Consider the following 22,408-nt stretch of genomic DNA (forward strand, 5'->3'; position numbering starts at 1 on the left):
CAGCGGGCCGAGGATTTTCCGGACCCTCAATCCTTCAGGTCGGAATTGACCATCGCCAGGAACTCCTGGCGGCTCATCGGGTCGGTGCGGAAGCAGCCGAGCATGCGGCTGGTGGTGAGATCGACGCCGTGCTTCTTGACGCCGCGCGAGCTGATGCAGTGATGGGCTGCCTTGATCACGACCGCCACGCCCTGCGGCTGCAGCACCTCGTCGATGATGTTGGCGATCTCGGCCGTCATGCGCTCCTGGATCTGCAGGCGGCTGGCATAGGCCTCGACGACCCGGGCGAGCTTGGAAATGCCGACGACGCGGTTGCGCGGCACGTAGCCGACCCAGGCGCGGCCGATGATCGGCGCCATGTGGTGCTCGCAATGGCTCTGGAACGGGATGTTCCGCAACAGCACCATCTCGTCGTAGCCGGCGGTCTCCTCGAACGTCTTGCGCAGATACTCCTCGGGGTTCTGCTCATAGCCGGAAAAATAGCTCTTGTAGGCCCGCGCGACGCGGGCCGGGGTCTCGGAGAGACCCTCGCGTGACGGGTCCTCGCCGATCCAGGTCAGGATGGTGCGGATGGCGTCCTCGACGTCATCCTGGGTGACCGCAACCGGGTCGCAGGCGAACGGAAGTTTCTTGGCTGTCTGGCGCACGAGGGCTCTCCAAAAACCAAGAAACGGTTCCGATATCGGAACGGATCACGTCTTGCGGGGCGATTTCCGCGACCGATGGCTCGCCGCCGTCAGCTCGCCTTGCGCAGCCGCATCTCCGCGGAGGGACCCGAGCGCAGGTTCTGGAAGAACTTCTCGACCTCGTTGGCGAGCGTCTGCGCGGTGGCGTTGAGGTCGCCGGACGCCGACAGGACGGAGGCGGCGGCCGTCGAGGTCTCACTGATGGCGTCGCGGAGCGAGCCGATGTTCATGACCAGCGTCTGATTGCCCTGGGCGGTCGACTGCGCGTTGGCCGAGATCTCCCGCGTCGCCTGGTCCTGCTGCTGGATCGCATTGGAGATGTTCGAGGTGATCTCGTTGATGCCGCGGACCGCCTGGCCGATCTCGCGGACCGCGTCGACCGCGGTCTTGGTCGAGGCCTGGATCAGGCCGACGTTCTGGCTGATCTCCTCGGTCGCCTTGGCCGTCTGCCCGGCCAGCGCCTTGACCTCATGCGCGACCACGGCAAAACCACGGCCGGCCTCGCCGGCGCGGGCGGCCTCGATGGTCGCATTCAGAGCGAGGAGATTGGTTTGCTCGGCGATGGTCTGGATCAGGGTCAGCACGCCGTCGATGCGCTGGGTGGCGGCGGCAAGGCCCTCAATCTCCGTGACCGACTTCTCGGTGCGTTGGCCGGTCTGCTCGACGGCGCCGGCCGACTGCCGGATCTGCCGGCCGATCTCCTCGACGGACGTCGACAATTCCTCGGCGGCGCTCGCGACGGCGGAGACGTTGGTCGACGCCTGCGACGTCGCGCCGGCGGCGGTGACCGCGCGCTCGTTGGCATCGGCCGTCAGCCGCGTGATCATCTCGGCGGTTTGGCGCATCGCGGCGGCGTTCTCGGTGACGGTCCGCATCACGCTGCCGATCGCGGTGCGAAATTCCTCGACCGCGGTCTCGATGTGGCGGGCCCGGGCTTCGCGGATTTCGGAGTCCTGCGAGACCTGGACATTGAGGTCGCGGTTATGGGCCATCGCCTGCTGGAACACGCCGATGGCGCGAGCGAGCTCGCCGACCTCGTCGGCGCGCCCGGCATACGGCACTTCGACGTTCTCGGCGCCGGTGGCGACCCGGCGGATCGTATCGGTGATCTGAGACAGCGGCCGAGCGATCGAGCGAGCGATGATCACCACGCCGGCTGCGACCAGAACCAACATCAAGCCGCCAAGGCCGGTCAGCACGAGCGAGAGCTTGTTGTTCAGCGCCGTTTCCTCGGCGATCTTTCCTGCGCGCTCGACATAGACTTTGGACAGCGCCTCGAGATCCGTGTTGAGCGCCTTGCGCACGGAGCGATTGGCGTCGTTGTCGCCCCACTCGCGTCCCGCGGCCGGGCTGATTTCATTGGCGCGGCGGACCAGTTCGGCGCGGAATTCGACGAATTGCTCGATCCGCTTCTTGAATGTTGCGAATTGCTGGGCGTCGTCGGCCTGTACGATCGCCTGCCACTTGTCGACGACCTTCAGGATGTCGGCATTGAACTTGAGCAAGCCGTTGCCGTATTGTTTCACGACGGCGGGGTCGGTCGACATATAGACGCCGCGCGACTCCATGACGACGGCATAGACGAGGCCGTTGACCAGCTGAACGTTGTGAGCGGCGAGATTGGCCGTCTCGATGGCCTTGATGAGCTCCGTGGCCCGCCGCGAGTTGTAGTCGGACAGCCAGGTGATTGCGGCGGTCAATAGCGCAAACAACGCGAAGATTGCATAGAGCTTGACTGCGATGGATTGGCGCGTGGCCGTATTCGTTGACGTCGGGCGTGAGGTCATGAGGTGAGATACCGCGAGTTTTTGCTACGACGCAGGGGGCGCTTGATTGTTAATAGTTATGCAAAACCTTCATGGAGAAAGCGTTAAGTTGACGCCGTCAGTATTATGCAACCCCCGCGTACTTCGCTTGGCGTTTCAATCGATTAGTTGGTGCTCCGCAGCAGGGGCGGGCGCCGGGGCATCCGGTTGACTACGGAGGGCATGCGCCATTTCGAGGCCCCTCGTTCCCCTGCAAATGCATTGCAACCGGTGGCCGGCCGCGCACGCGCTCCCCAATTGGTTCGCCGATCGGAAACCGGCCGGGAACGGTCGTTGCGCTCGATCGATCAATGATCCATCTGATTGGAACTTTAGATCGCCCTTCGCATTCCGCCATCCGCATTGCGATGCATCGGATCAGGTCGCCTCGTCGGGTCGCGTCTGATCAGGCCAGACGGCGCGAGCATCCGGCATGCGGCGGGGACGTTGCGCCCTGCGACAGGAGCGGAAGGCTCGATCGCACTCAACTTTTCCGGAAGGGGTGGCGAAGCCTTGTCTTCGGCCGTAAGGTAACCAGTTAGCGGGTTGTCGCGAGGGGCAGTCGATGAGATTCGAGGGCATCGAAACGGTACGTCGCATTCTCTGTGTGTTTCCGCGCTACACCTCGTCGTTCGGAACCTTCGAGCATGCCTATCCGCTCACCGACGGCGTCCAGGCCTTCATGCCGCCGCAGGGGCTGCTGCTGATCGCGGCCTATCTTCCAAGTTCCTGGCAGGTGCGCTTCATCGATGAGAACATCCGCCCGGCGCAGGACGAGGATTTCTCCTGGGCCGAAGCGGTGTTCGTCAGCGGAATGCACATCCAGCGTCAGCAGATGAACGACATCTGCCAGAGGGCGCATGCGTTCGACCTGCCGGTCGCGCTGGGCGGCCCCTCCGTCAGCGCCTGTCCGGACTACTATCCGAGCTTCGACTATCTGCATGTCGGCGAGCTCGGCGATGCCACCGACGAGCTGATCGCGCGGCTGGCGCGGGATCCGTCGCGGCCTGCGCAGCAGGTCGTGCTGCGGACCGACGAGCGGGTGGCGATGACCGATTTCCCGGTGCCGGCCTATGAGCTCGCCGAGGTGAAGAAGTACTTTCTCGGCAGTATCCAGTATTCCAGCGGCTGCCCCTATCAGTGCGAGTTCTGCGACATCCCCGGCCTCTATGGACGCAACCCGCGCATCAAGTCGCCGCAGCAGATCATCGCCGAGCTCGACAAGCTTAGGGAATGCGGCGTCACCGGCTCGGTCTATTTCGTCGACGACAATTTCATCGGCAACCGCAAGGCGGCGATGGACCTGCTGCCGCATCTGATCGAATGGCAGAAGCGCACCGGCTATGTGATGCGGCTCGCCTGCGAGGCCACGCTCAACATCGCCAAGCGGCCCGAGATCCTGGAGAAGATGCGTGAGGCCTATTTCATCACGATCTTCTGCGGCATCGAGACGCCCGACCCGGATGCGCTGACGGCGATGCACAAGGACCACAACATGATGGTGCCGATCCTGGAGGGGATCAGGACCATCAACGGCTATGGCATGGAGGTCGTCTCCGGTATCATCATGGGGCTGGACACCGATACGCCGCAGACCGCGGACGCGCTGCTGCAGTTCGTCGCGGAGAGCCGGATCCCGCTGCTCACGATCAATCTGCTGCAGGCGCTGCCGAAGACGCCGCTGTGGGATCGCCTCGAGCGCGAGGGCAGGCTGGTCCACGATGACGGCCGCGACTCCAACGTGAAATTCCTGATGCCCTATGACGAAGTGGTCACGGCGTGGCGGCGCTGCATGGAGGTGGCCTATGAGCCGGAGCGGCTGCTCGCACGCTACAAGCACCAATGCGACACCACCTACGCCAACCGCATCAAGGTGCCGGTCAGCGACGAGATGAAGAGCTGGCCGAACATCAGGCGCGGCCTGGTCATGATGGGCAAGATCTTCTGGAAGGTGGGCGTGCTCGGCGACTACAAGCGGCCGTTCTGGCGCTTTGCCTGGAGCCAGCTGAAGCGAGGCGAGATCGAGAATTTCATCGCCGTGGCGCTGATCGCGCATCACCTCATCATGTTTGCGCGCGCCGCCTCGCGCGGGAATCAGAACGCGTCGAACTACTCGATCCGGCTGCGCGAGGCCGCCCTTCCCGCAGGGTGACGGTCCTCTCTGGGACAGGGGCGGCGAGTGGTGCTCGCCAGCACCGGCCGCGGCCTGCCCCGGGCAAGGGACGGCTCGGTCGGATCGGATACCGGTCCCTTGAGTCGTTCAGGTTTTTGAGCCCCGCGTCCGTCCGGGTCGTCCACGCTCTTTTCAAGCACGGCAGAATCGTGGCGTGATCGGAAGCCATGCCGGCTCGCCGTCTTGTGTGGCCGGGCATGGTTGCGGCCGGGGAGTGAACCCTGCTAGACCCGGCCTCGACGAATTGTCACGTGTTTTCAAGGATTAGCTTCGGCTGCGGGCCACAATGCGGTCATCTCTGCTTCGCTGAGCGGCCTTATTTCTGCCCTATGCGCTCAGGCCTTCCGAATTAGGCCGCCCCCAACCACTGGACACCGCATGCTGGAAGTCAGGCACGACAACGAAGTCCATGTCGAGAAGGTCGAGCACCGGCCGGCCGACAGCATCGCTTTCGGCATCGAGCGGCTCGGCCTCCTCGCGGTCAAGGCGCCGATCTTCTCCTGCGTCGTCCTGCTCGTCCTGATCGTGGCGGCGGTGTTCGGCATCAAGCGGATCCAGATCGACGATTCGCTCAGCCAGCTGTTTCGCTCCGACAGCAAGGAATTCCACCAGTACGAGGAGGTGACGAAGAAGTTCCCGGCCGAGGAATTCGACGTCCTCGTCGTGGTCGAGGGCAAGACCTTGCTGGCCCGTCAGAACCTCGAGAAGCTGCGTGACTTCGTGACCGACCTGCAACTGGTCGAGGGCACCCGTGGCCTGGTGTCGCTGTTCTCGGCCCGTCAGGCGCCGGCGCCCGGCAAGCTTCCGGCGGCGCTGTTTCCGTCGGATCTGCCGGAGGGCGAGGCCTACGACAAGTTCATCGAAACGGTGAAGTCCAACGAGATCATCCGCGGCAAGCTGTTGTCGGAGGACGGCACGCTCGCCCTGATCGTGCTGTCGCTCGAGCCCAAGGTGGTGGCCTCGAACGATCTCGGGAAGGTGGTGGGCGACATCCGGAAGCTGATGGCGGAGAACCTCGCCGACACCGGCCTGAATGTCCAGCTTTCCGGCGTGCCGGTCATGCAGCTCGAGATCCGCAACGCGGTGGAACGTGACGGGCTGACCTACAACATTCTCGGCATTCTCGCCGGCTGCATCATCGCCATCATCTTCTTCCGCAAGGTCTCCTTCATGATCGCGGCGGCGTTTCCGCCGCTGATCGCGATCATGCTCGCGCTCGGCGCGCTCGGCTGGGCCAATTTCAATCTCAACATGTTCCTGAACGTGATGACGCCGCTCATCATGGTCATCAGCTTCTCCGATTCGATGCAGCTCACCTTCGCCGCCCGCGACCGCCTGATCGCAGGGCAGGACAAGGTGACGGCGTTCAAGAACGCCGTGCTGGTCGTCGGCCCGGCTTGCGTGCTGACCCACGCCACCGCCGGCATTTCCTTCATCGCCCTGCAGTTCTCCGACAGCGACCTGATCCGCAAGTTCGGCGAGGCGGGGCTTGCCGCCACCATCATCGCGCTGGTCGCGGTGCTGTCGCTGGTGCCGGTGTTCGGCGTGCTGCTGGTGCGCAACGAGAAGACGTTCGCGGTCAAATTCCAGGGGGCCGATGCCGGCGTGCAGGCGCTGCGCAATTTCTGCTACTGGATCGCGGTGCGCATGGTCGGTCGTCCCGGCCTGTTCAGCCTGATCGCGGTGGTGTTCGTCGGCTCGCTCGCGGTGGTCTATGCGAGCCTGGAGCCGCGCTACCGGCTCGCCGACCAGGTGCCGGACAAGCGCCAGGCAGTGGCGGCGAGCAACCGGCTCGATGCCAAGCTCACCGGCGCCAATCCGGTCAATGTGCTGGTCCAGTTTCCCAAGGGCGCCTCGCTCTATGCGCCGGAGACGTTGCAGACCATCGCCGACGTCCATGCCACCGTCGAGAAGACTGCCGGTGTCGGCAACGTCTGGTCGGTCGAGACGCTCAGGCGCTGGCTGGCCGAGAAGGCCGGCTCGTCCGATACGACGACGCTGCAGGAATACGTCAATCTGATCCCCGAGCATCTGGTGCGCCGCTTCATCGACAAGGAGCAGGATGCGGTGGTGGTCGCCGGCCGCGTTCCCGATCTGGATTCCAGCCAGCTGCTGCCGGTGGTCGACAAGCTTGATCATGAGCTCGACACGGTCAGGAAGAAGCACCCCGGCTTTGAGATCGCGGTCACCGGCCTAGCCGCCATCGCCGCGCGCAACTCCGCCAGCATGATCCAGAAGCTCAATCACGGGCTCACCATCGAGTTCGCGCTGGTGGCGATGTTCATCGGGCTCGCCTTCCGCTCCTGGGTGGTGATGCTCGCCTGCATCCTGCCCGGCATCTTCCCGGTGGTGATGTCCGGGACGTTGTTGTGGGCGATGGGGGAGGGGCTGCAATTTGCCAGCGTGGTGGCGCTCACGGTCTCCTTCGGCCTCGGCCTGTCGGCCACCATCCACTTCCTGAACCGGCTGCGGATGGAGAGTGCGCCCGGCGTCAGCGCCGCGGTCGCGGTGGAGCGTGCCACCGTGCTGGTCGGACCGGCGCTGATCCTCACCACGGTGGTGCTGGCCTGCGGCCTCGTCGTCACCGTGTTCTCGGATCTGCCGTCGCTGCGGCTGTTCGGCTGGCTCAGCGCGTTCTCGATGGTGGCGGCGCTGTTCGCCGACCTCTTCATCCTCCGCCCGACCGCGATGTTCCTGATCAACCTGTCGCAGAAGCTGAAGCGCAAGCCGGTGTGAGGGGCGTGATCTAAGCCCAATCCAACACTGTCATCGCCCGCGTACGACGCGGGCGAAAAAACAAAACGGCCCTGACGTCGTCAGGGCCGTTCGCGCATTCCGTTGCTGACGATGTCGCGACCGTTCAGGTCTTCGACATCGTGATGTTGACGCCGCGGATCTCGCCCTTGGAGGAGATCTGCACGACCTGCTTGTTGCCGCTGGTCCTCAGGGTGATGCTGGCGGCAAAGCCGGCGGCCTGCACGAACACGTCGATCTGGCCGTTGCCGGCGGTGCCCTGCAGCTCGCCGTTCACGTTGCGGCTGGATTCGCTCCAGTTGCCGGAGATGCGATCGCCCTGGCTGGTGACGTCACTGGTCAGGAGGAACTTGTAGCTGTCGCTGGCGCATTGCAGACTCTGCTTCAGATTGGCGCCGGCCACCTTGTAGCTGGCCTTGCAGCGGATGCGCTCGGTGGTGCCGTCGGACAGCGCGACCGTACCGTTGCCCGACCACGACCCGTCGAAGCCGGCGAACGGGCCCGACTGAGCCTGAACCGCGGTCGCCGCCACGAACAATGCCGCTCCGAGACCGGCGGCCTTGACGACGCGCCCAGAGAAAGGTGAGCCGAACAGTTTCATATCGAGTTTCCCATCCAAAATGACACCGCTGTGTCGGCGTACGCCGCCGCTTCGAACACTTGGTGTTCTCGCCGAAGGTTAGGTTCAAATGACGGCCGGTCGGGCGCTGCGACCGGATGCCATGATGCCCGCCGACACCGTGCGACGGGTCGGCGCCGAATGGTCGTCCTCGCAAGACGGCTGCACGCAAGCCGCCTCGACGGCGCTGCATCTAACGGTCCGCGCGGCATGCTTGCAACAGCCAAATGCGAAAAACGTGTTCCGAGAATAACGCCCTAGTATCAACGCCTTGTTTGTGCCAAAGCTGTGATCTCCGAGCTTGATCCGCTCGGGATCATAGGGCGCAAATTTGGCCGCATTTGGCAGCGTACCTCCGGCGCTGGGGGGCTTGCGGTCCTTGCCAAACCAAACAGGTGTTTCCCGGGCAGCATCGGCGATCCGGGAGGTCTCCTCTGCTGTCAAAATGAAGGAACACGATGCGTAAGATTTTCCTGGCACTTTCCCTGCTGTCGTCGGTGTCCGTTTCCACCGGCGCGTTCGCGCAAGGCCGCGGCGGCACGCCCGAAGAGCAGGCGGCCTGCACGCGTGACGTTCAGAAGTTCTGCCGTGCCGTCATCGATCAGGGTGACTTCACGATCCTTGCGTGCCTGAAGGAGAACCGCCCCAAGATCAGCCCGGCCTGCGATCAGGTGCTGAAGACCCACAACCAGTAAGCGGTTGCCGTTCGGAACGGTTGTTTCCGAACTCTTTTGGTTAACGACCGCCGGCCCGCCCCTCAGGGAAGGGGCGGCGGTTCGATCCTATGGGCTGCCCGACATCGATTGCATTGGTTTTGGCTGGATCTTCGCCTATATGGGGGCGAGCAATCCGTTCGCATGAGCGAAGCGGCGGGCATTGTTTTCGGTAGCGCCCTTTCAACCTGATAGCTGTTTCGTCCATGACCACCGCGAGCGATTTGCGATCCGGCAAGACACACCGGGACGAGAACTTTCCGGTGGCCTCCTGGATCATCCGTCCAGAGCACCGGGCGCTGATCCTCGCCTTCTACAATTTCGTGCGAACCGCCGACGACATCGCCGATCATCCGAGCCTGCCGGGCGAGGAGAAGCTGCGGCTGCTCGATCTGCTCGAAGCCGAGCTGACCGGGACCGGCGAGACCCAGGATGTCGCCGTCAGCCTGCGCCGGGCGCTCGCCGAACGCGGCATGCCGCCCCGGCATGCGCTCGATCTGCTGGTTGCCTTCCGGATGGACGTGACCAAGCTGCGTTACGAGAACTGGGACGAGGTCATCCACTACTGCCGCTACTCGGCGATGCCGGTCGGCCGCTTCATGCTCGATGTGCACGGCGAGTCCACCGCGACCTGGCCGGCCTCGGACGCGATCTGCGCCGGGCTGCAGATCAACAACCACCTGCAGGACTGCGGCAAGGACTACAAGGCGCTCAACCGCGTGTACCTGCCGCGCGATGCGCTGGCGGAAGCCGGCGCCACCGTCGAGATGCTCGGCGAGTCCAGATCGCCGCCGCAACTGCTGGCCTGCCTGCAGAAGCTCGCGGTGCGTAACGCGGCGCTGCTCGATGAGGGCAGGGACCTCAACAGCGGCGTCAAGGATTTCCGTTTCGGACTGGAGATCGCCGTGATCCAGGCTTTCGCTGACCGTATCGTGGCGCTGCTGAAGGTGCGCGATCCACTGAGTGAGCGCGTGCACCTGTCGCCCGTCGGCATGCTTGGTCTCACCTTCACGTCGGTGATGGGCGAGATCGGCCGCCGCGTGGCCGGGCGTCATCCCGCCACCAAATCGGCAGCCGGCGCATGACCCTCGAGGCGACCGCAGACAATATCGATCACGGCACGGCGGCGTCCGGCAGCTCGTTCTATGCCGCCATGCGCATCCTGCCGCGCGCCCAGCGCGATGCGATGTTCCAGGTTTACAGCTTCTGCCGCGAGGTCGACGACATCGCCGATTCCGACGGGCCGCGGCCCGAGCGGCTGGCGGCGCTGCAGAAATGGCGCGACGACATCGACGCGCTCTACCAGGGTAACCCGCCGCCGCGGCTGCACGACTACGTCGCCGCGGTGAAGACGTTCGGCCTGAAGCGGGAGGATTTCCTCGCCATCATCGACGGCATGGAGATGGACGTGCCGCAGGAGATCCGCGCGCCCGATCTCGCCACGCTGGACCTTTATTGCGACCGGGTCGCGAGCGCGGTCGGCCGCCTCTCGGTGCGCATCTTCGGCATGCCCGAGGAGGACGGCATCCTGCTGGCCCACCATCTCGGCCGCGCGCTGCAGCTCACCAACATCCTGCGCGACATCGACGAGGACGCGGCCATCGGCCGGCTCTATCTGCCGCGCGAGGCGTTGCTGTTCGCCGGAATCACCGGCGATGATCCGGCCAAGGTGACGCAGGAGCGAGCGCTGCCCAAGGTCTGCAACTCGGTTGCCGTCAGGGCGAAGACGCATTTCGAGAAGGCCGACGAGATCATGCGGCGCAACCGCCGGCGTGCCGTGCGTGCGCCGCGCATCATGTCGAAATACTACCGCGCCGTGTTCGACCTCCTGCTCGAACGTGGCTTCGCGCTGCCGCGCGAGCCCGTCCGCGTGAGCAAGCTCACGAAGATCGGCATCATCCTCCGTTACGCAATCATCTGATGCAAAAGACCGCTCACATCATCGGCGCCGGCGTGTCCGGCCTTTCCGCCGGCGTGCGGCTCGCCAATGCGGGCTACATCGTGCACGTCCACGAGGCCACGCAGCAGCTCGGCGGCCGCTGCCGGTCCTATTACGACGCCGCGACCGACCTGGTGATCGACAACGGCAACCATTTGCTGCTGTCGGCCAATCATCACGTGCTGTCCTATGCCCGCGCGATCGGCTCGGAAGCGGGGCTGGTCGGGCCGGAGAAGGCGCAGTTCGCCTTCGTCGACATCCGGAGCGGCCAGCGCTGGCTGCTCGATCTCGGCAACGGCCGCCTGCCGCTGTGGGTGTTCGACGAGGGTCGCCGCGTGCCGGATACCAAGCTCGGCGACTACCTCGCGCTGTCGCCGCTGATCTGGGCCGGTACGTCCAAGACGATCGGCAGCACGATTCCCTGCAAGGGCACGCTGTACGACCGCCTGGTGCAGCCGCTGCTGCTCGCGGCACTGAACTGCGATCCGCCGGAAGGCTCGGCGGGGCTTGCCGGCGCCATCGTCCGCGAGACCTTGCTCGCCGGCGGCCAGGCCTGCCGGCCGCTGATCGCGCGCGATGGCCTGTCGGGCGTGCTGATCGATCCGGCCGTGAAATTCCTGGAAGGCAAGGGCGGCAGCGTCCGGATCGGCCGCGAGCTGCGTGGCCTCGACGATGCGGGTGGTCGCGTCACCGGGCTCAGGTTCGGCGGCGATGAAACCGTCGCGCTCGGTCCGTCCGACGTCGTGGTGCTCGCCGTGCCGCCGCGGCCGGCGATGGCCCTGCTGCCGGGGCTCACGGGGCCGACGAAATATCGCGCCATCGTCAATGCCCATTTCCGCATCACGCCGCCGCGCGATGCACCAGCTCTGCTCGGGGTGGTCGGCGGCCTGGTCGAATGGCTGTTCGCCTTCCCGCAGCGGCTCTCGGTCACCATCAGCAATGGCGATCGGCTGGTCGACATTCAGCGCGAGGAGCTCGCCGCCGCGATCTGGGCCGACGTCTGCAAGGCCGCCGGGATCAAGGCGGAGCTGCCGCCGTGGCAGATCGTGCGCGAGCGTCGCGCCACCTTCGAGGCGACGCCGGAGCAGAACGCGCTCCGACCCGGAGCGAAGACGGCGTTCGGCAATCTCGCTCTGGCCGGGGACTGGACCGATACCGGCCTGCCGGCAACCATCGAGGGCTCCGTCCGCTCCGGCGACCGCGCTGCGAATCTCCTGCTCGGGCACGGCTGACCGGCGCAGGGCAGCCGAATCTGGCCGCGCCGTCATGCCGCCCGCGCCGCGAGTCTCACATTTTCGTGGCGTAGTTCTTGCTTAAAGTTCCACGCCTGGTGGCGCCGGCGCAATTTGTTCCAGGGCGGAACAGGGATCGGCGGGGCCAAATGGCAACACCAGGCAAAAAACGCATCGGGTACGGGTGCAGTGCGGCGCAAACGGGGTTTCCTCGCGGATTTTTTCTGCGTAATCCTCGGTTTGTTAAGGCCTTTCCGCTCTGGCGCCGCCGTGGCTGAGGCTTTGGAACAAGAGACGGAGACGTCGGATCACGCGACGTCCGAGAAGGTGTCAGGGGTCGGATTGTGAAGTTGGGGATGGGGGACGATACGTCCGCGGATCGCCCGATTGATCCGCGGCCGGTCTTGGTCGTGACGGGCTTGGTGCAGGAGGCCCGGATTGCTGCCGGGCCCGGCATGATGGTGATCTGCAGCTCGAGCGACCCCAGGCAGTTGCGCTCGCTGCTCACCGTGTTCGATCCGACCTCGATCCGCGGCGTCGTCAGCTTTGGCGTGGCCGGTGGCCTCGATCCCAGCCTCAAGGCCGGCGACATCGTCGTCGCCACCGAGGTGACCGCGGGCGACGCGCGCTGGTTGTCCGGACTGTCGCTGCGTGAGGAGCACATCGCCCGCGCCGCCCTGAAGAAGCGCCGCGTCGTGCGCGGCGTGCTCGCCGGGGCCGAGGAGGTTGTCGTGGCCCAGGCCCGAAAGGCGGCGCTGCGCATGAAGACCGGGGCGGCCGCGGTCGACATGGAGAGCCACATCGCCGCCGCCTATGCCGCCGAGTATGGGCTGCCGTTCGCGGCGCTGCGGGTGATCTCCGATCCCGCCCATCGCACCCTCCCGTCGCTCGCCAAGGACGCCATCAAGCCGAACGGCGACATCGACCTGCCGATGATCCTGCGCGGCGTCGCCCGCAATCCGGCCGTGCTGCGCGGCCTGGTGTCGACGGGCATCGAGTTCAATCGCGCCCTGCGCTCGCTGCGCGGCGCCCGCGACCTGCTGCTGAGCGGCATGCTGGCAGCTGAGCATTTCCTCGAGACCGAAACGCTGGCCGCTGCCGAGGCGTGAGCCGTTTGCTCATCACGGAGCGTAGCGTCCATCCCGATCCAGAGATCAGTTCAATGAAAAAGGCCGCCGATCACTCGGCGGCCTTTTGATTGATCAGAGCCGTGAAGATCAGGCGGCCGTCGAGGCCTTCTGCTGCGCCTCGATCGCCTCGTCGTGACGGATCTCGGAGAGGCGCTTTTGCACCTCCGACGAGAACACGTACTGCGCCGGGCGCTGCTTGGAGAGATCGATCTCCGGCGCCATCGGACCCTCGGTCTTGATGCCGCGCAGCGACACGAACATCGCCTTGATCGGGTTGGTCAGCGCCGCATTGGCGGCGGTCGCCTCGTAGCCGCAATGCGCCATGCAGTCGGCGCACTTCTCGTACTTGCCGGTGCCGTAGGAGTCCCAGTCGGTGGTCTCCATCAGCTCCTTGAAGGTCTTGGTGTAGCCTTCGCCGAGCAGATAGCAGGGCTTCTGCCAGCCGAAGATGTTGCGCGCAGGCATGCCCCAGGGGGTGCACTCGAACTCCTGGTTGCCGGCCAGGAAGTCGAGGAACAGACCGGAATGCATGAAATTCCACTTCTTGCCCTTGCCGAGCTTGAAGACGTCGCGGAACAGCTGCTTGGTCTTGGTGCGGTTGAGGAAGTGCTCCTGGTCCGGCGCGCGCTCATAGGCATAGCCGGGCGACATGGTCACGCCGACGCCGAGCTCGGTCGTGAAGTCCAGGAACTTGGCGATCTCCTCGGCGGGATGGCCGTCGAACACCGTGGCGTTGACGTTGACGGTGAAGCCGCGCGCCTTGGCGGCCTTGATCGCGGAGACGGCGCGGTCGAACACGCCCTTCTGCGAGACCGCCTTATCGTGATGCTCGCGCAGGCCGTCGAGATGCACCGAGAAGAAGAGGTAGGGGGAGGGCTCGAACAGATCGAGCTTCTTCTCCAGCAGCAGCGCGTTGGTGCAGAGCGAGACGAACTTCTTGCGGGCGACCAGGCCGCGCACGATCTCGCCGATCTCCTTGTGGATCAGCGGCTCGCCGCCGGGGATCGCCACCATCGGCGCACCGCATTCGTCGGCCGCGTCCCAGCACTCCTGCGCGCTCATGCGGCGGTTGAGGATCGCGTCGGGATAGTCGATCTTGCCGCAGCCGGCGCACGCCAGGTTGCAGCGAAACAGCGGCTCCAGCATCAGCACGAGCGGATAGCGTTTCCGGCCGAGAAGCTTCTGCTTCATCAGATAGGCCCCGATACGCAGTTCCTTATGGAAGGGGATTGCCATTACGTCTCTTCTTTCTGGACCAAACGAGGACCGATCAGCCCGCGACCAGCTCGGCCGGCAGGCGGAATTCGATGTTTTCTTCCCGCCCCGGGACCACCGCGACCTCAACCGGTCCGATGCGCCGCAGGGCTTCGATGACGTCGTCGACGAGGACTTCGGGGGCCGAGGCGCCGGCGGTGATGCCGACGGCCTTGGCGTCCTTCAGCCAAACCGGATCGAGCTCGCTGCCATCAGCGATCAGATAGCTTGCGACCCCGGCCTCGGTGCCGATCTCGCGCAGTCTGTTCGAGTTGGAGCTGTTGGCGGCGCCCACCACCAGGATGACGTCCACCAGCTTGCTTAAGTCCCTTACCGCAGATTGCCGGTTCTGTGTCGCATAGCAGATATCCCGGATATCGGGACCTTGAAGGTCTGTAAAGCGGGCTTGAAGGGCTAAAATGATGTCCCTGGTGTCGTCCACGCTGAGCGTGGTCTGGGTAATATAGGCCAGCGGGGTATCGACCGGCAGGGGCAGGGTGGCCACATCGGCCACGTTCTGCACGAGGTGGACCGGGCCGGGAACCTGACCCATGGTTCCCTCGACCTCCGGATGACCGGCATGGCCGATCAGTACCAGGGTACGGCCCTTGGACATGTAGCGCTTGCCCTGGTTGTGGACCTTGGTCACCAGCGGGCAGGTGGCATTGAGCACCGGCAGCCCGCGGGCGGCCGCTTCCTCCTCGACCGTCCGGGCAACGCCGTGGGCGCTGAACACGGTGACGGCGCGCGGCGGCACCTCGGAGAGGTCCTCGACGAAGATGGCGCCCTTGGCCTTCAGGCTCTCCACCACGTGCTTGTTGTGGACGATCTCATGACGCACATAGACCGGCGGGCCATACTTCTCCAGCGCGCGCTCGACGATCTCGATCGCACGCACGACTCCAGCACAAAAACCGCGCGGCTGCGCGAGATACACCTGCATGGGACGTCCAGCCACGTTGCCTCACTTTCGACCCGGCACCTCCGTGCGTGCGACGGGGCTGCAATATTCGCACCAGCGAATGCCCCAATTGCCCGCCACACCGATGGAAGCGCAGGGCTTTGTGTCAAAAATCGAGCGAAGAGGAAAGCCAGTCTGCAAGTCGCTCGCATGTGACCCGTCGCACACAGCCCGCGACAGGCCGCAGGTAATTTAGTAATTATAAATTAGATCAATTAATTGAGTTGGTTATGCTCTCACTCGTTCGTCACTTTACCGCCGAGAACAGCCGCTATATCAGCCGCCCCGACGGTTCCGTGCATCGTTCGACCTGATCCGCCGTCGAGGGACCATCCTCGTCTTCAAAGGTTGGGCCAGGCCGGGTCGGGGCGCCGCTCAGGATGTGTGCGTCCGGGGCTCGCCCTGATCGGGGAACTCCGCCATGAAGCGGACGTTTCCGCCCAGCTCTCTAAACATTAGAAAGTCACGAAGTGCTGACCACGTTTGTCGTCTCGATCGTCAAGGCCTGCACCCGGTTTGCCTGGCCGACATTGATTGCGGCCCTGCTGCTCTCCGTAGGCGCGGGCTTCTATACGGCGCGTCATTTCTCCATCAATACCGACATCAACAAGCTGATTTCGCCCGAGCTCGACTGGCGCAAGCGCGACCAGCAGTACGAGCAGGCGTTCGATCGCGATCGGATGATCCTGGCGGTGGTCGAAGCGGCGACGCCCGAGATGACAGGTGTGGCGGCCGATGCGCTCGCCAAGAAGCTCAAGGGCGACACCGCGAACTTCTCATCGGTCGAGCTGCTCGGCGGCGGCGAGTTCTTCGCCAGGAACGGCCTGCTGTTCCTGCCGACCGAGGAGGTCAAGCAGCTCACGGACCAGTTCGCGGCGGCGGCGCCGCTGGTCGAGATCATGGCCGGGGACCCCTCGATCCGCGGCCTGACCGGTGCGCTGGAGACCGGCCTTGCCGGCGTCAAGCGCGGGCAAGTCAAGCTCGACAACGTCGCGCGGCCGTTCGACTACATCTCCCAGACCGTCGAGACCGTGCTCGACAAGGGCGATGCGACCTTCTCCTGGCGCCAGTTGATCTCCGACAAGCCGCTCGAAGACAGTGACAAGCGCGCCTTCATCCAATTCAAGCCGATCCTCGACTACCAGGCGCTCGAGCCGGGCAAGGCCGCCACCGATGCGATCCGGCAGGCCGCGGTCGAGCTCGATTTCCCGAACCGTTTTCATGCGCGCGTGCGGCTGACCGGGCCGGTGCCGATCGCCAACGAGGAATACGCCACCGTGCAGGAGGGCGCCGTCGTCAACGGCATCGGCACCGTGGTCGTCGTGCTGATCATCCTGTGGCTGGCGCTGCATTCGGCCAAGATCATCTCGGCCGTGTTCATCAACCTGTTCATCGGCCTCGCCCTCACCACGGCCGTTGGCCTGATGATGGTCGGCTCCTTGAATCTGTTGTCGGTCGCGTTCGCCGTGCTGTTCATCGGCCTGGGCGTCGATTTCGGCATCCAGTTCAGCGTGCGCTACCGTTCCGAGCGCTTCAAGAACGACAATCTGCCTGAGGCGCTGGCGGAAGCTGCGCGTCGCTCCGCCGTGCCGCTGTCGCTTGCGGCGATGGCGACGGCTGCCGGTTTCCTGTGCTTCCTGCCGACCGACTACAAGGGCATCTCCGAGCTCGGTGCCATCGCCGGCGCGGGCATGATCATCGCGTTCCTGTCGTCGATCACGGTGCTGCCGGCCTTGCTAAGGATTCTCAATCCGCCCGGCGAGAAGGAGCCGGTCGGCTACGCCTTCCTGGCGCCGGTCGATCATTTCCTCGAGAAGCACCGCGTGCCGATCATCGTCGGCACCCTCGGCCTGGTCGTCGCCGGCCTGCCGCTGCTCTACTACATGAAGTTCGACTTCAACCCGATGAACCTGCGCAATCCGCGCGCCGAGTCGATCGCGACCTATCTCGACCTGCGAAAGGATCCGAACACGGGCGCCAACGCGATCGACGTGCTGACGCGCTCCGAGACCGAGGCCAAGGCGATCGAGGCCAAGCTCGAGAAGCTGCCCGAGGTGGCGCGCGTGATGTCGCTCGACAGCTTCGTGCCCGAGGACCAGCCGGCCAAGCTGAAGCTGATCGCGCAGGGCGCGAAGGTGCTGGGGCCTGCACTCAATCCGGACCAGATCGATGCGGCGCCGAGCGACAAGGAGAATGTCGACGCCCTGAACTCGACCGTCGACAATCTCCGGCGCACCGCGGGCGAGAGCAGTGGGCTGGGCGCGGTCGCGTCGCGGCGGCTCGCCGACGCGCTTGCCAGGCTCGCGGGCGCCAGCGAAGCGGTGCGCAACAAGGCGCAGGCGGTGTTCGTCGAGCCGTGGAAGATCACGCTGGCGCAGCTCAGCGCCACCCTGCAGGCGCAGCCCGTCAGCCTCGCGAACCTGCCACCGGAGCTGGTGTCGCAGTGGAAGAGCAAGGACGGATTGATTCGGGTCGAGGCGCAGCCGAAGGGGGATCCGAATGACAACGACAATCTCAGGCGATTTGCCAACGCGGTGCTGGCGGCCGAGCCCAATGCGATCGGCGGGCCGGTGTCGATCCTGAAGTCAGGTGACACGATCGTGAAGGCATTCATCCACGCCGGCATCTACTCGCTGGTCGTGATCAGCCTCCTGTTGTGGGTGACCTTGAAGCGCTTCACCGACGTGCTGATGACGATCGTGCCGCTGCTGGTCGCAGGCGCCGTGACGTTGGAGATCTGCGTGCTGATCAAGCTGCCGCTGAACTTCGCCAACATCGTCGCCCTGCCGCTCCTGCTTGGCATTGGCGTCGCGTTCAAGATCTACTACGTGGTGGCGTGGCGCGGCGGCCGCACCAACCTGCTGCAGACTAGCCTGACCCGGGCGATCTTCTTCAGCGCGCTGACGACGGCGACCGCGTTCGGCAGCCTGTGGCTGTCGAGCCATCCCGGAACGTCCAGCATGGGCAAGCTGCTGGCGCTGTCGCTGGTCACCACGCTCGCGGCCGTGCTGCTGTTCCAGCCGGCGCTGATGGGCAAGCCTCGCGAGATCAAGGAGCAAGAGGGCTCGTGATCCCGGAATAGAAAAAGCGGCCGATCTCTCGGCCGCTTTTTTGTTCGGGTGACGGACGCCAATTAACGGGCGCGCGCGATATCGGGCAGCAGGCAGATATCGCCGACCTGGTCCGCGGGCTTTTGTCCCGGCTTGGCCAATGCGGTTGCGCCACTGCCGACGCCGGTCGTCGTTTTGGCCGCCGGGGCAGGGGCTGGCGCGATTGGTTTCTGTGTACCTTTAGCCATGCTGTTCACGGGGCTCGATGGGATCGGCGGAGCGACCCGCGTCCAGGTCTCGCCGCCGCACAGGAAGCCGAGCACGCAGCCCTTGATCTCCAGGTGATCGGGATCGATCGGCGTGATGGTCGAGCTGTAGAGCTGCCCATCCTTGGCGTTGTAGACTTGGCCTTCCCACGCGTCTGCGCCGGGCTTCTTCTTCATGTCGATCAGGATCGGCATGCCGAGCGTCGGACGGCTCTGGCGGGCCGGATCGGGGTTGTTGCTGTCGCGTCCGCCCGGGGTCTTCTCCCAGGCCACGACGCCCCACATGCTGCCATTGCATTGTGCGACTCGGATGTTCGCGACGCCGTCGGCGACCCGCCAGTCGCCGGTGGGGTCGGCCGCGAGCGCGGAAGAAATTCCTGCTGCGAACACGACTGCAGAGTATGCTAGTGTCGTCGACATGAGATATCTAAGGCGATGCAACATTGGCAGAAACCCGTGCTTGCTTTGATGGTGCGAATGAGGGCAAAACGCCGCATTGCGCGTTTTCAGTTGACGTCACGTCCATCAACCGAAGTATGTAGCCGATGCTAAAACCCAATCTAGACGTTTCCGAGATGTTTGTGGAGCGCCAAGCGCAGCGCAGCACGATGCATTCTCGGCATCTGAACGAGCAGCTTGTCCGCGTTCTCAAGACGATTGGATATGATGTTGGGTTCCAGAAGGGACAAGGACAATATCTCTACGATCGTGATGGGGCCCGTTATCTTGACCTGCTCAGCGGTTTTGGCGTCTTTGCAATCGGCCGCAATCATCCGACGCTGCGCGCCGCGCTGAAAAGCGTCCTCGACAGCGATCTGCCGAATCTCGTTCAGCTCGACGTCTCGACCCTGGCGGGTGTTCTTGCCGAGCGGCTGCTGGAATATGTCCCGTATCTGGACAAGGTGTTCTTTGCCAATTCCGGCGCCGAGACCGTGGAAGCCGCGATCAAATTCGCGCGTGGCGCGACCGGCCGGCCTGGTATCGTCTATTGCGGGCACTCCTATCACGGCCTCACCTACGGCGCGCTGTCGCTGACCGATGATTCGAACTTCCGCAACGGCTTCGAGCCGCTGCTGCCGGGCTGCACGGCCATCCCCTTCAACGATCTTGCCGCGCTCGAGCAGGCGCTGTCGTCGCGCGAGATCGCAGCCTTCATCGTCGAGCCGATCCAGGGCAAGGGCGTCAACATGCCCTCCGACGAGTTCCTGCCCGGCGCCGCCGCGCTCTGCAAGAAATACGGCACCATCTTCATCGCCGACGAGATCCAGACCGGCATGGGACGCACCGGCCGGTTCCTGGCGGTGGAACATTGGAACGTCGAGCCCGACATGGTGCTGCTGTCGAAGGCGCTGTCCGGCGGCCATGTCCCGGTCGGCGCGCTGCTGACGCGCAAGCAGATATTCGACAAGATCTTCAACCGCATGGACCGCGCCGTGGTGCACGGCTCGACCTTCGCCAAGAACGACCTCGCGATGGCCGCCGGCATTGCCACGCTCGAGGTGATGAAGGCCGAGAAGCTGGTCGAGGCCGCCGCCAAGCGCGGCGCCGAGCTGCGGCTGGCGCTGACGCGGATGGTGCCGGGCTACGAGCTGCTCAAGGAAGTGCGCGGCAAGGGACTGATGATCGGCGTCGAGTTCGGTCCGCCGAAATCGCTGCGCCTCAAGGCCTCCTGGACCATGCTGGAGAGCGCCAACAAGGGCCTGTTCTGCCAGCTCATCACGGTGCCGCTGTTCAAGGATCACAAGATCCTGACCCAGGTCGCCGGCCATGGCCTGCACACGATCAAGCTGCTGCCGCCGCTGACCATCACCGAAGAGGACTGCGCCTGGATCGAGCGCGCCTTCGACGACGTCATCGCGCAGAGCCACAAGGTCCCCGGCGCGATCTGGTCGCTCGGCAAGACCCTGGTCGACAACGCGATCCGCAAATCGGCCTGAGGTCGCGTCGGTTGGGCAAAGGCGCGTAGCGCCGTGCCCACCGTTTCAGCTCGTCTCCGGACAGACCGGATCCGGACAGACCGTAGGCACGCTTCGCTCGCAATGACTGAAGCGCGAGAGCGCGTCATCCCTCCTTGTTCGCACCCATCGCGCGCTCGAACCGCTCGCCGAACTCGTTGAGTTCGTCGGCGCCGATATCGCTTACCGCCCAATAGCTCAGGCCGCGGTCGCGCCAAGAGCGAATGTTGAAGCCCTGGACGGTGTCCATCCGTGCGGCGCGGCGCTCGGTAGACGCGGTCTGCGCCACGAACAGGTTGATGACGTGCTGGCGGCGGCGATAGACCACCGCGCCGATCGCGCGTGCATCGACATAGTCGAGCCGTCCGCCGATCAAGGTGAAGCCCTGTGCGGTGAGGTCGATCACCGGCGGCGCGACGTCGAGCCTGCCGTTGAACCAGGGCTTGACGGTGTGCTGATCGGTCGAGACGACGTCGGTGAGGTGGCCGGCCTGCAACGAGCGCAGATGCGCCGAGACGATCTCGGCCTCGATCCGCTGCTGGTCGTCATTGCGCAGCACGATGGCGACGAGGCCGGTGGCGGCCAGCGCCGACACCGCCGAGCCCAGGGCGAAGCCTCGCAGCAGCGTACGTCGGCTCGGCACTGCAGCGAGCGGGGTGATGGAGGCCGCATCGGCCGGCGGCAGGGTGGCTTCGATCCGCTGGCGCAAGGCAGGGGACGCCTTGTAGCTGAGGTCGGTGCCGGCGAGCATCTGCTTCATCTGCCGGATTGCAGCAAGCTCCGCGGCGCAGCGAGGGCAGCTCGCAACATGGGCTTCGACCTCGCGCGCGTGGCCGGCGTCGAGCTCGCCATCGGCCAGCGCGTGGATCAGGATCTCGGCTTCATCGCAGGTCATCGTTGTGGCTCCTCCCGCGCGAGCCAGGCGGCGCGCAGCATCGCGCGGGCGCGGGCGAGGCGCGACATCACGGTGCCGACCGGCACGCCGGCCGCCGCCGCGATCTCGCGATAGGACAGATCGTTGACCTCGCGCATGACGAAGGTCTCGCGAAACGGCTCGGCCAGCGTGTCGATCAGCCGGCGGATCGCCGAGGCATCACGTTCCCGCAATACGGCGCCTTCCGGCGTCTCGGCGCTCTCCTGCCACAGCGGGGGCTGCTCGGCCGCTTCCGGCGCGTCGTCGAGCGCCTTGGCCGGCGCGCCGGCGCGGCGCGCGAATTCGGCGTGGCAGACGTTGCGCAGGATCGCGAACAGCCACGGCTTCATCGCCGGGCCACGGTAAGTGTCGAAATGCTTCAGCGCACGCAGGTAGCATTCCTGCACGGCGTCCTCGGCGTCGGCAGGGTTGCGCAGGAGATAGCGCGCCAGGGTGTAGACGTCGTCGAGATAGGGCAGCGCCGCCTCGCGGAAGCGTCGCGCCCTCTCGGGATCGTCATTGGCTGTTGTCACCGGCGTGGTCTCCGGCTCGGTTCGCGGTCGCACGGCGCGGCCGGCGCTGCGCCGCCGACCGGTCCATGTGACGATGCTCATGCCCTGGTTCGCGATGCTACTCAACCTTGACCAGTCCCGTCATGTGCGGATGCAGCGAGCAGAAATATTTGTAGTCGCCGGCGGCTGCGAAGGTGAAGGAGAAGCTGTCGTCGGTATCGAGCGTCTTCGACCTGTATTTCCCGGCCGACACCACCGTGTGCGGGATGTCGTCATGGTTGGTCCAGGTCACCGTGTCGCCGATCTTCACCGTCAGCGCAGCCGGGGTGAAGGTGAAATTGTCGATCGTGACCTTGATGGTCTCGGCGCGCGCCGGCGTGGCGCAAACAAGCAGTACGGCGGCCAAGCCGACACCGCGAAGAACAGGCTGGATCATCGCGTTTTCG

At 65.0% G+C, this 22,408-nt stretch carries 18 protein-coding genes; 9 read left to right on the forward strand and 9 right to left on the reverse strand.

Annotated elements, in window-relative coordinates:
* Positions 1-26 precede the first annotated feature (26 nt).
* A complete protein-coding gene (folE, locus tag QX070_RS12155; RefSeq protein WP_315714899.1) occupies positions 27-647 on the reverse strand; it encodes a GTP cyclohydrolase I FolE in 621 nt (206 codons plus the stop codon).
* 89 nt (positions 648-736) lie between these two features.
* The gene (locus QX070_RS12160; protein WP_315737290.1) at positions 737-2,473 is read right to left on the reverse strand and encodes a methyl-accepting chemotaxis protein; all 1,737 of its coding nucleotides are present in this window, start codon (positions 2,471-2,473) and stop codon (positions 737-739) included.
* Positions 2,474-3,056: 583 nt separating this feature from the next.
* On the opposite strand from QX070_RS12160, the gene QX070_RS12165 reads away from it, so the two are divergent.
* Together QX070_RS12165 and QX070_RS12170 are read left to right on the forward strand one after the other, a co-directional pair.
* The gene (locus tag QX070_RS12165; protein ID WP_315737291.1) at positions 3,057-4,643 is read left to right on the forward strand and encodes a B12-binding domain-containing radical SAM protein; all 1,587 of its coding nucleotides are present in this window, start codon (positions 3,057-3,059) and stop codon (positions 4,641-4,643) included.
* Between the two features lie 399 nt (positions 4,644-5,042).
* Positions 5,043-7,400: an efflux RND transporter permease subunit gene (locus tag QX070_RS12170; protein ID WP_315737292.1), complete on the forward strand. Its 2,358-nt coding sequence runs from the start codon at positions 5,043-5,045 to the stop codon at positions 7,398-7,400.
* 124 nt (positions 7,401-7,524) lie between these two features.
* Here QX070_RS12170 and QX070_RS12175 read toward each other — a convergent pair whose 3' ends face one another.
* Positions 7,525-8,019 carry a hypothetical protein gene (locus QX070_RS12175; RefSeq protein ID WP_315737293.1) on the reverse strand — a complete coding sequence of 165 codons (495 nt, stop codon included), beginning with the start codon at positions 8,017-8,019 and terminating at the stop codon, positions 7,525-7,527.
* Positions 8,020-8,495: 476 nt separating this feature from the next.
* Between QX070_RS12175 and QX070_RS12180 the strand changes: the two genes are divergently transcribed.
* The 5 genes from QX070_RS12180 (at position 8,496) to QX070_RS12200 (ending at position 13,030) form a co-directional block, all read left to right on the forward strand.
* On the forward strand, positions 8,496-8,732 hold the full coding sequence (locus QX070_RS12180) for a hypothetical protein (RefSeq protein WP_315714894.1): 237 nt from the start codon (positions 8,496-8,498) through the stop codon (positions 8,730-8,732).
* A gap of 224 nt (positions 8,733-8,956) precedes the next feature.
* Positions 8,957-9,835 (forward strand): squalene synthase HpnC, encoded by an 879-nt coding sequence (hpnC, locus tag QX070_RS12185; RefSeq protein ID WP_315737294.1) that lies wholly within the window; start codon positions 8,957-8,959, stop codon positions 9,833-9,835.
* Complete coding sequence (gene hpnD / locus QX070_RS12190) at positions 9,832-10,671, forward strand: presqualene diphosphate synthase HpnD (RefSeq protein ID WP_315737295.1); 840 nt, start codon at positions 9,832-9,834, stop codon at positions 10,669-10,671. The genes hpnC and hpnD overlap by 4 nt, the downstream gene beginning before the upstream one ends.
* Complete coding sequence (hpnE, locus tag QX070_RS12195; protein WP_315737296.1) at positions 10,671-11,921, forward strand: hydroxysqualene dehydroxylase HpnE; 1,251 nt, start codon at positions 10,671-10,673, stop codon at positions 11,919-11,921. Before hpnD ends, hpnE begins: the two co-directional genes overlap by 1 nt.
* Before the next feature lie 344 nt (positions 11,922-12,265).
* Positions 12,266-13,030 (forward strand): phosphorylase, encoded by a 765-nt coding sequence (locus tag QX070_RS12200; RefSeq protein ID WP_409998094.1) that lies wholly within the window; start codon positions 12,266-12,268, stop codon positions 13,028-13,030.
* A 108-nt stretch (positions 13,031-13,138) separates the two neighbouring features.
* Here the strand turns inward: QX070_RS12200 and hpnH are convergent, their stop codons facing one another.
* Positions 13,139-14,287 (reverse strand): adenosyl-hopene transferase HpnH, encoded by a 1,149-nt coding sequence (gene hpnH, locus QX070_RS12205; RefSeq protein WP_315714889.1) that lies wholly within the window; start codon positions 14,285-14,287, stop codon positions 13,139-13,141.
* Between the two features lie 34 nt (positions 14,288-14,321).
* Complete coding sequence (gene ispH / locus QX070_RS12210) at positions 14,322-15,248, reverse strand: 4-hydroxy-3-methylbut-2-enyl diphosphate reductase (RefSeq protein ID WP_315714888.1); 927 nt, start codon at positions 15,246-15,248, stop codon at positions 14,322-14,324.
* Between the two features lie 488 nt (positions 15,249-15,736).
* Here ispH and QX070_RS12215 point away from each other — a divergent pair, with 488 nt between their 5' ends.
* The gene (locus tag QX070_RS12215; RefSeq protein ID WP_315737298.1) at positions 15,737-18,337 is read left to right on the forward strand and encodes an MMPL family transporter; all 2,601 of its coding nucleotides are present in this window, start codon (positions 15,737-15,739) and stop codon (positions 18,335-18,337) included.
* Positions 18,338-18,399: 62 nt separating this feature from the next.
* Here the strand turns inward: QX070_RS12215 and QX070_RS12220 are convergent, their stop codons facing one another.
* Positions 18,400-19,026: a DUF2147 domain-containing protein gene (locus tag QX070_RS12220; RefSeq protein ID WP_409997722.1), complete on the reverse strand. Its 627-nt coding sequence runs from the start codon at positions 19,024-19,026 to the stop codon at positions 18,400-18,402.
* 101 nt (positions 19,027-19,127) lie between these two features.
* Here QX070_RS12220 and hpnO point away from each other — a divergent pair, with 101 nt between their 5' ends.
* Positions 19,128-20,519, forward strand: a complete 1,392-nt coding sequence (gene hpnO / locus QX070_RS12225) for an aminobacteriohopanetriol synthase HpnO (protein ID WP_315737300.1) — start codon at positions 19,128-19,130, stop codon at positions 20,517-20,519.
* Between the two features lie 124 nt (positions 20,520-20,643).
* On the opposite strand, the gene QX070_RS12230 is transcribed toward hpnO, so the two are convergent.
* The 3 genes from QX070_RS12230 to QX070_RS12240 form a co-directional block, all read right to left on the reverse strand.
* Complete coding sequence (locus tag QX070_RS12230) at positions 20,644-21,432, reverse strand: anti-sigma factor (protein WP_315737301.1); 789 nt, start codon at positions 21,430-21,432, stop codon at positions 20,644-20,646.
* On the reverse strand, positions 21,429-21,983 hold the full coding sequence (locus QX070_RS12235) for a sigma-70 family RNA polymerase sigma factor (protein ID WP_315737716.1): 555 nt from the start codon (positions 21,981-21,983) through the stop codon (positions 21,429-21,431). The genes QX070_RS12230 and QX070_RS12235 overlap by 4 nt, the downstream gene beginning before the upstream one ends.
* Before the next feature lie 97 nt (positions 21,984-22,080).
* Complete coding sequence (locus QX070_RS12240) at positions 22,081-22,398, reverse strand: cupredoxin family copper-binding protein (protein ID WP_315737302.1); 318 nt, start codon at positions 22,396-22,398, stop codon at positions 22,081-22,083.
* Positions 22,399-22,408: the final 10 nt, after the last annotated feature.

Source organism: Bradyrhizobium sp. SZCCHNR1093, assembly GCF_032381175.1.
Classification (GTDB): Bacteria; Pseudomonadota; Alphaproteobacteria; order Rhizobiales; family Xanthobacteraceae; genus Bradyrhizobium.

What these genes read in the sequence shown, in the direction of transcription:
- QX070_RS12160 (WP_315737290.1), bottom strand. Translation starts at nt 2,473, where the DNA reads ATGACCTCACGCCCGACGTCAACGAATACGGCCACGCGCCAATCCATC.
- QX070_RS12165 (WP_315737291.1), top strand. Translation starts at nt 3,057, where the DNA reads ATGAGATTCGAGGGCATCGAAACGGTACGTCGCATTCTCTGTGTGTTT.
- QX070_RS12170 (WP_315737292.1), top strand. Translation starts at nt 5,043, where the DNA reads ATGCTGGAAGTCAGGCACGACAACGAAGTCCATGTCGAGAAGGTCGAG.
- QX070_RS12175 (WP_315737293.1), bottom strand. Translation starts at nt 8,019, where the DNA reads ATGAAACTGTTCGGCTCACCTTTCTCTGGGCGCGTCGTCAAGGCCGCC.
- QX070_RS12180 (WP_315714894.1), top strand. Translation starts at nt 8,496, where the DNA reads ATGCGTAAGATTTTCCTGGCACTTTCCCTGCTGTCGTCGGTGTCCGTT.
- hpnC (WP_315737294.1), top strand. Translation starts at nt 8,957, where the DNA reads ATGACCACCGCGAGCGATTTGCGATCCGGCAAGACACACCGGGACGAG.
- hpnD (WP_315737295.1), top strand. Translation starts at nt 9,832, where the DNA reads ATGACCCTCGAGGCGACCGCAGACAATATCGATCACGGCACGGCGGCG.
- hpnE (WP_315737296.1), top strand. Translation starts at nt 10,671, where the DNA reads ATGCAAAAGACCGCTCACATCATCGGCGCCGGCGTGTCCGGCCTTTCC.
- hpnH (WP_315714889.1), bottom strand. Translation starts at nt 14,287, where the DNA reads ATGGCAATCCCCTTCCATAAGGAACTGCGTATCGGGGCCTATCTGATG.
- ispH (WP_315714888.1), bottom strand. Translation starts at nt 15,248, where the DNA reads ATGCAGGTGTATCTCGCGCAGCCGCGCGGTTTTTGTGCTGGAGTCGTG.
- QX070_RS12220 (WP_409997722.1), bottom strand. Translation starts at nt 19,026, where the DNA reads ATGTTGCATCGCCTTAGATATCTCATGTCGACGACACTAGCATACTCT.
- hpnO (WP_315737300.1), top strand. Translation starts at nt 19,128, where the DNA reads ATGCTAAAACCCAATCTAGACGTTTCCGAGATGTTTGTGGAGCGCCAA.
- QX070_RS12230 (WP_315737301.1), bottom strand. Translation starts at nt 21,432, where the DNA reads ATGACCTGCGATGAAGCCGAGATCCTGATCCACGCGCTGGCCGATGGC.
- QX070_RS12240 (WP_315737302.1), bottom strand. Translation starts at nt 22,398, where the DNA reads ATGATCCAGCCTGTTCTTCGCGGTGTCGGCTTGGCCGCCGTACTGCTT.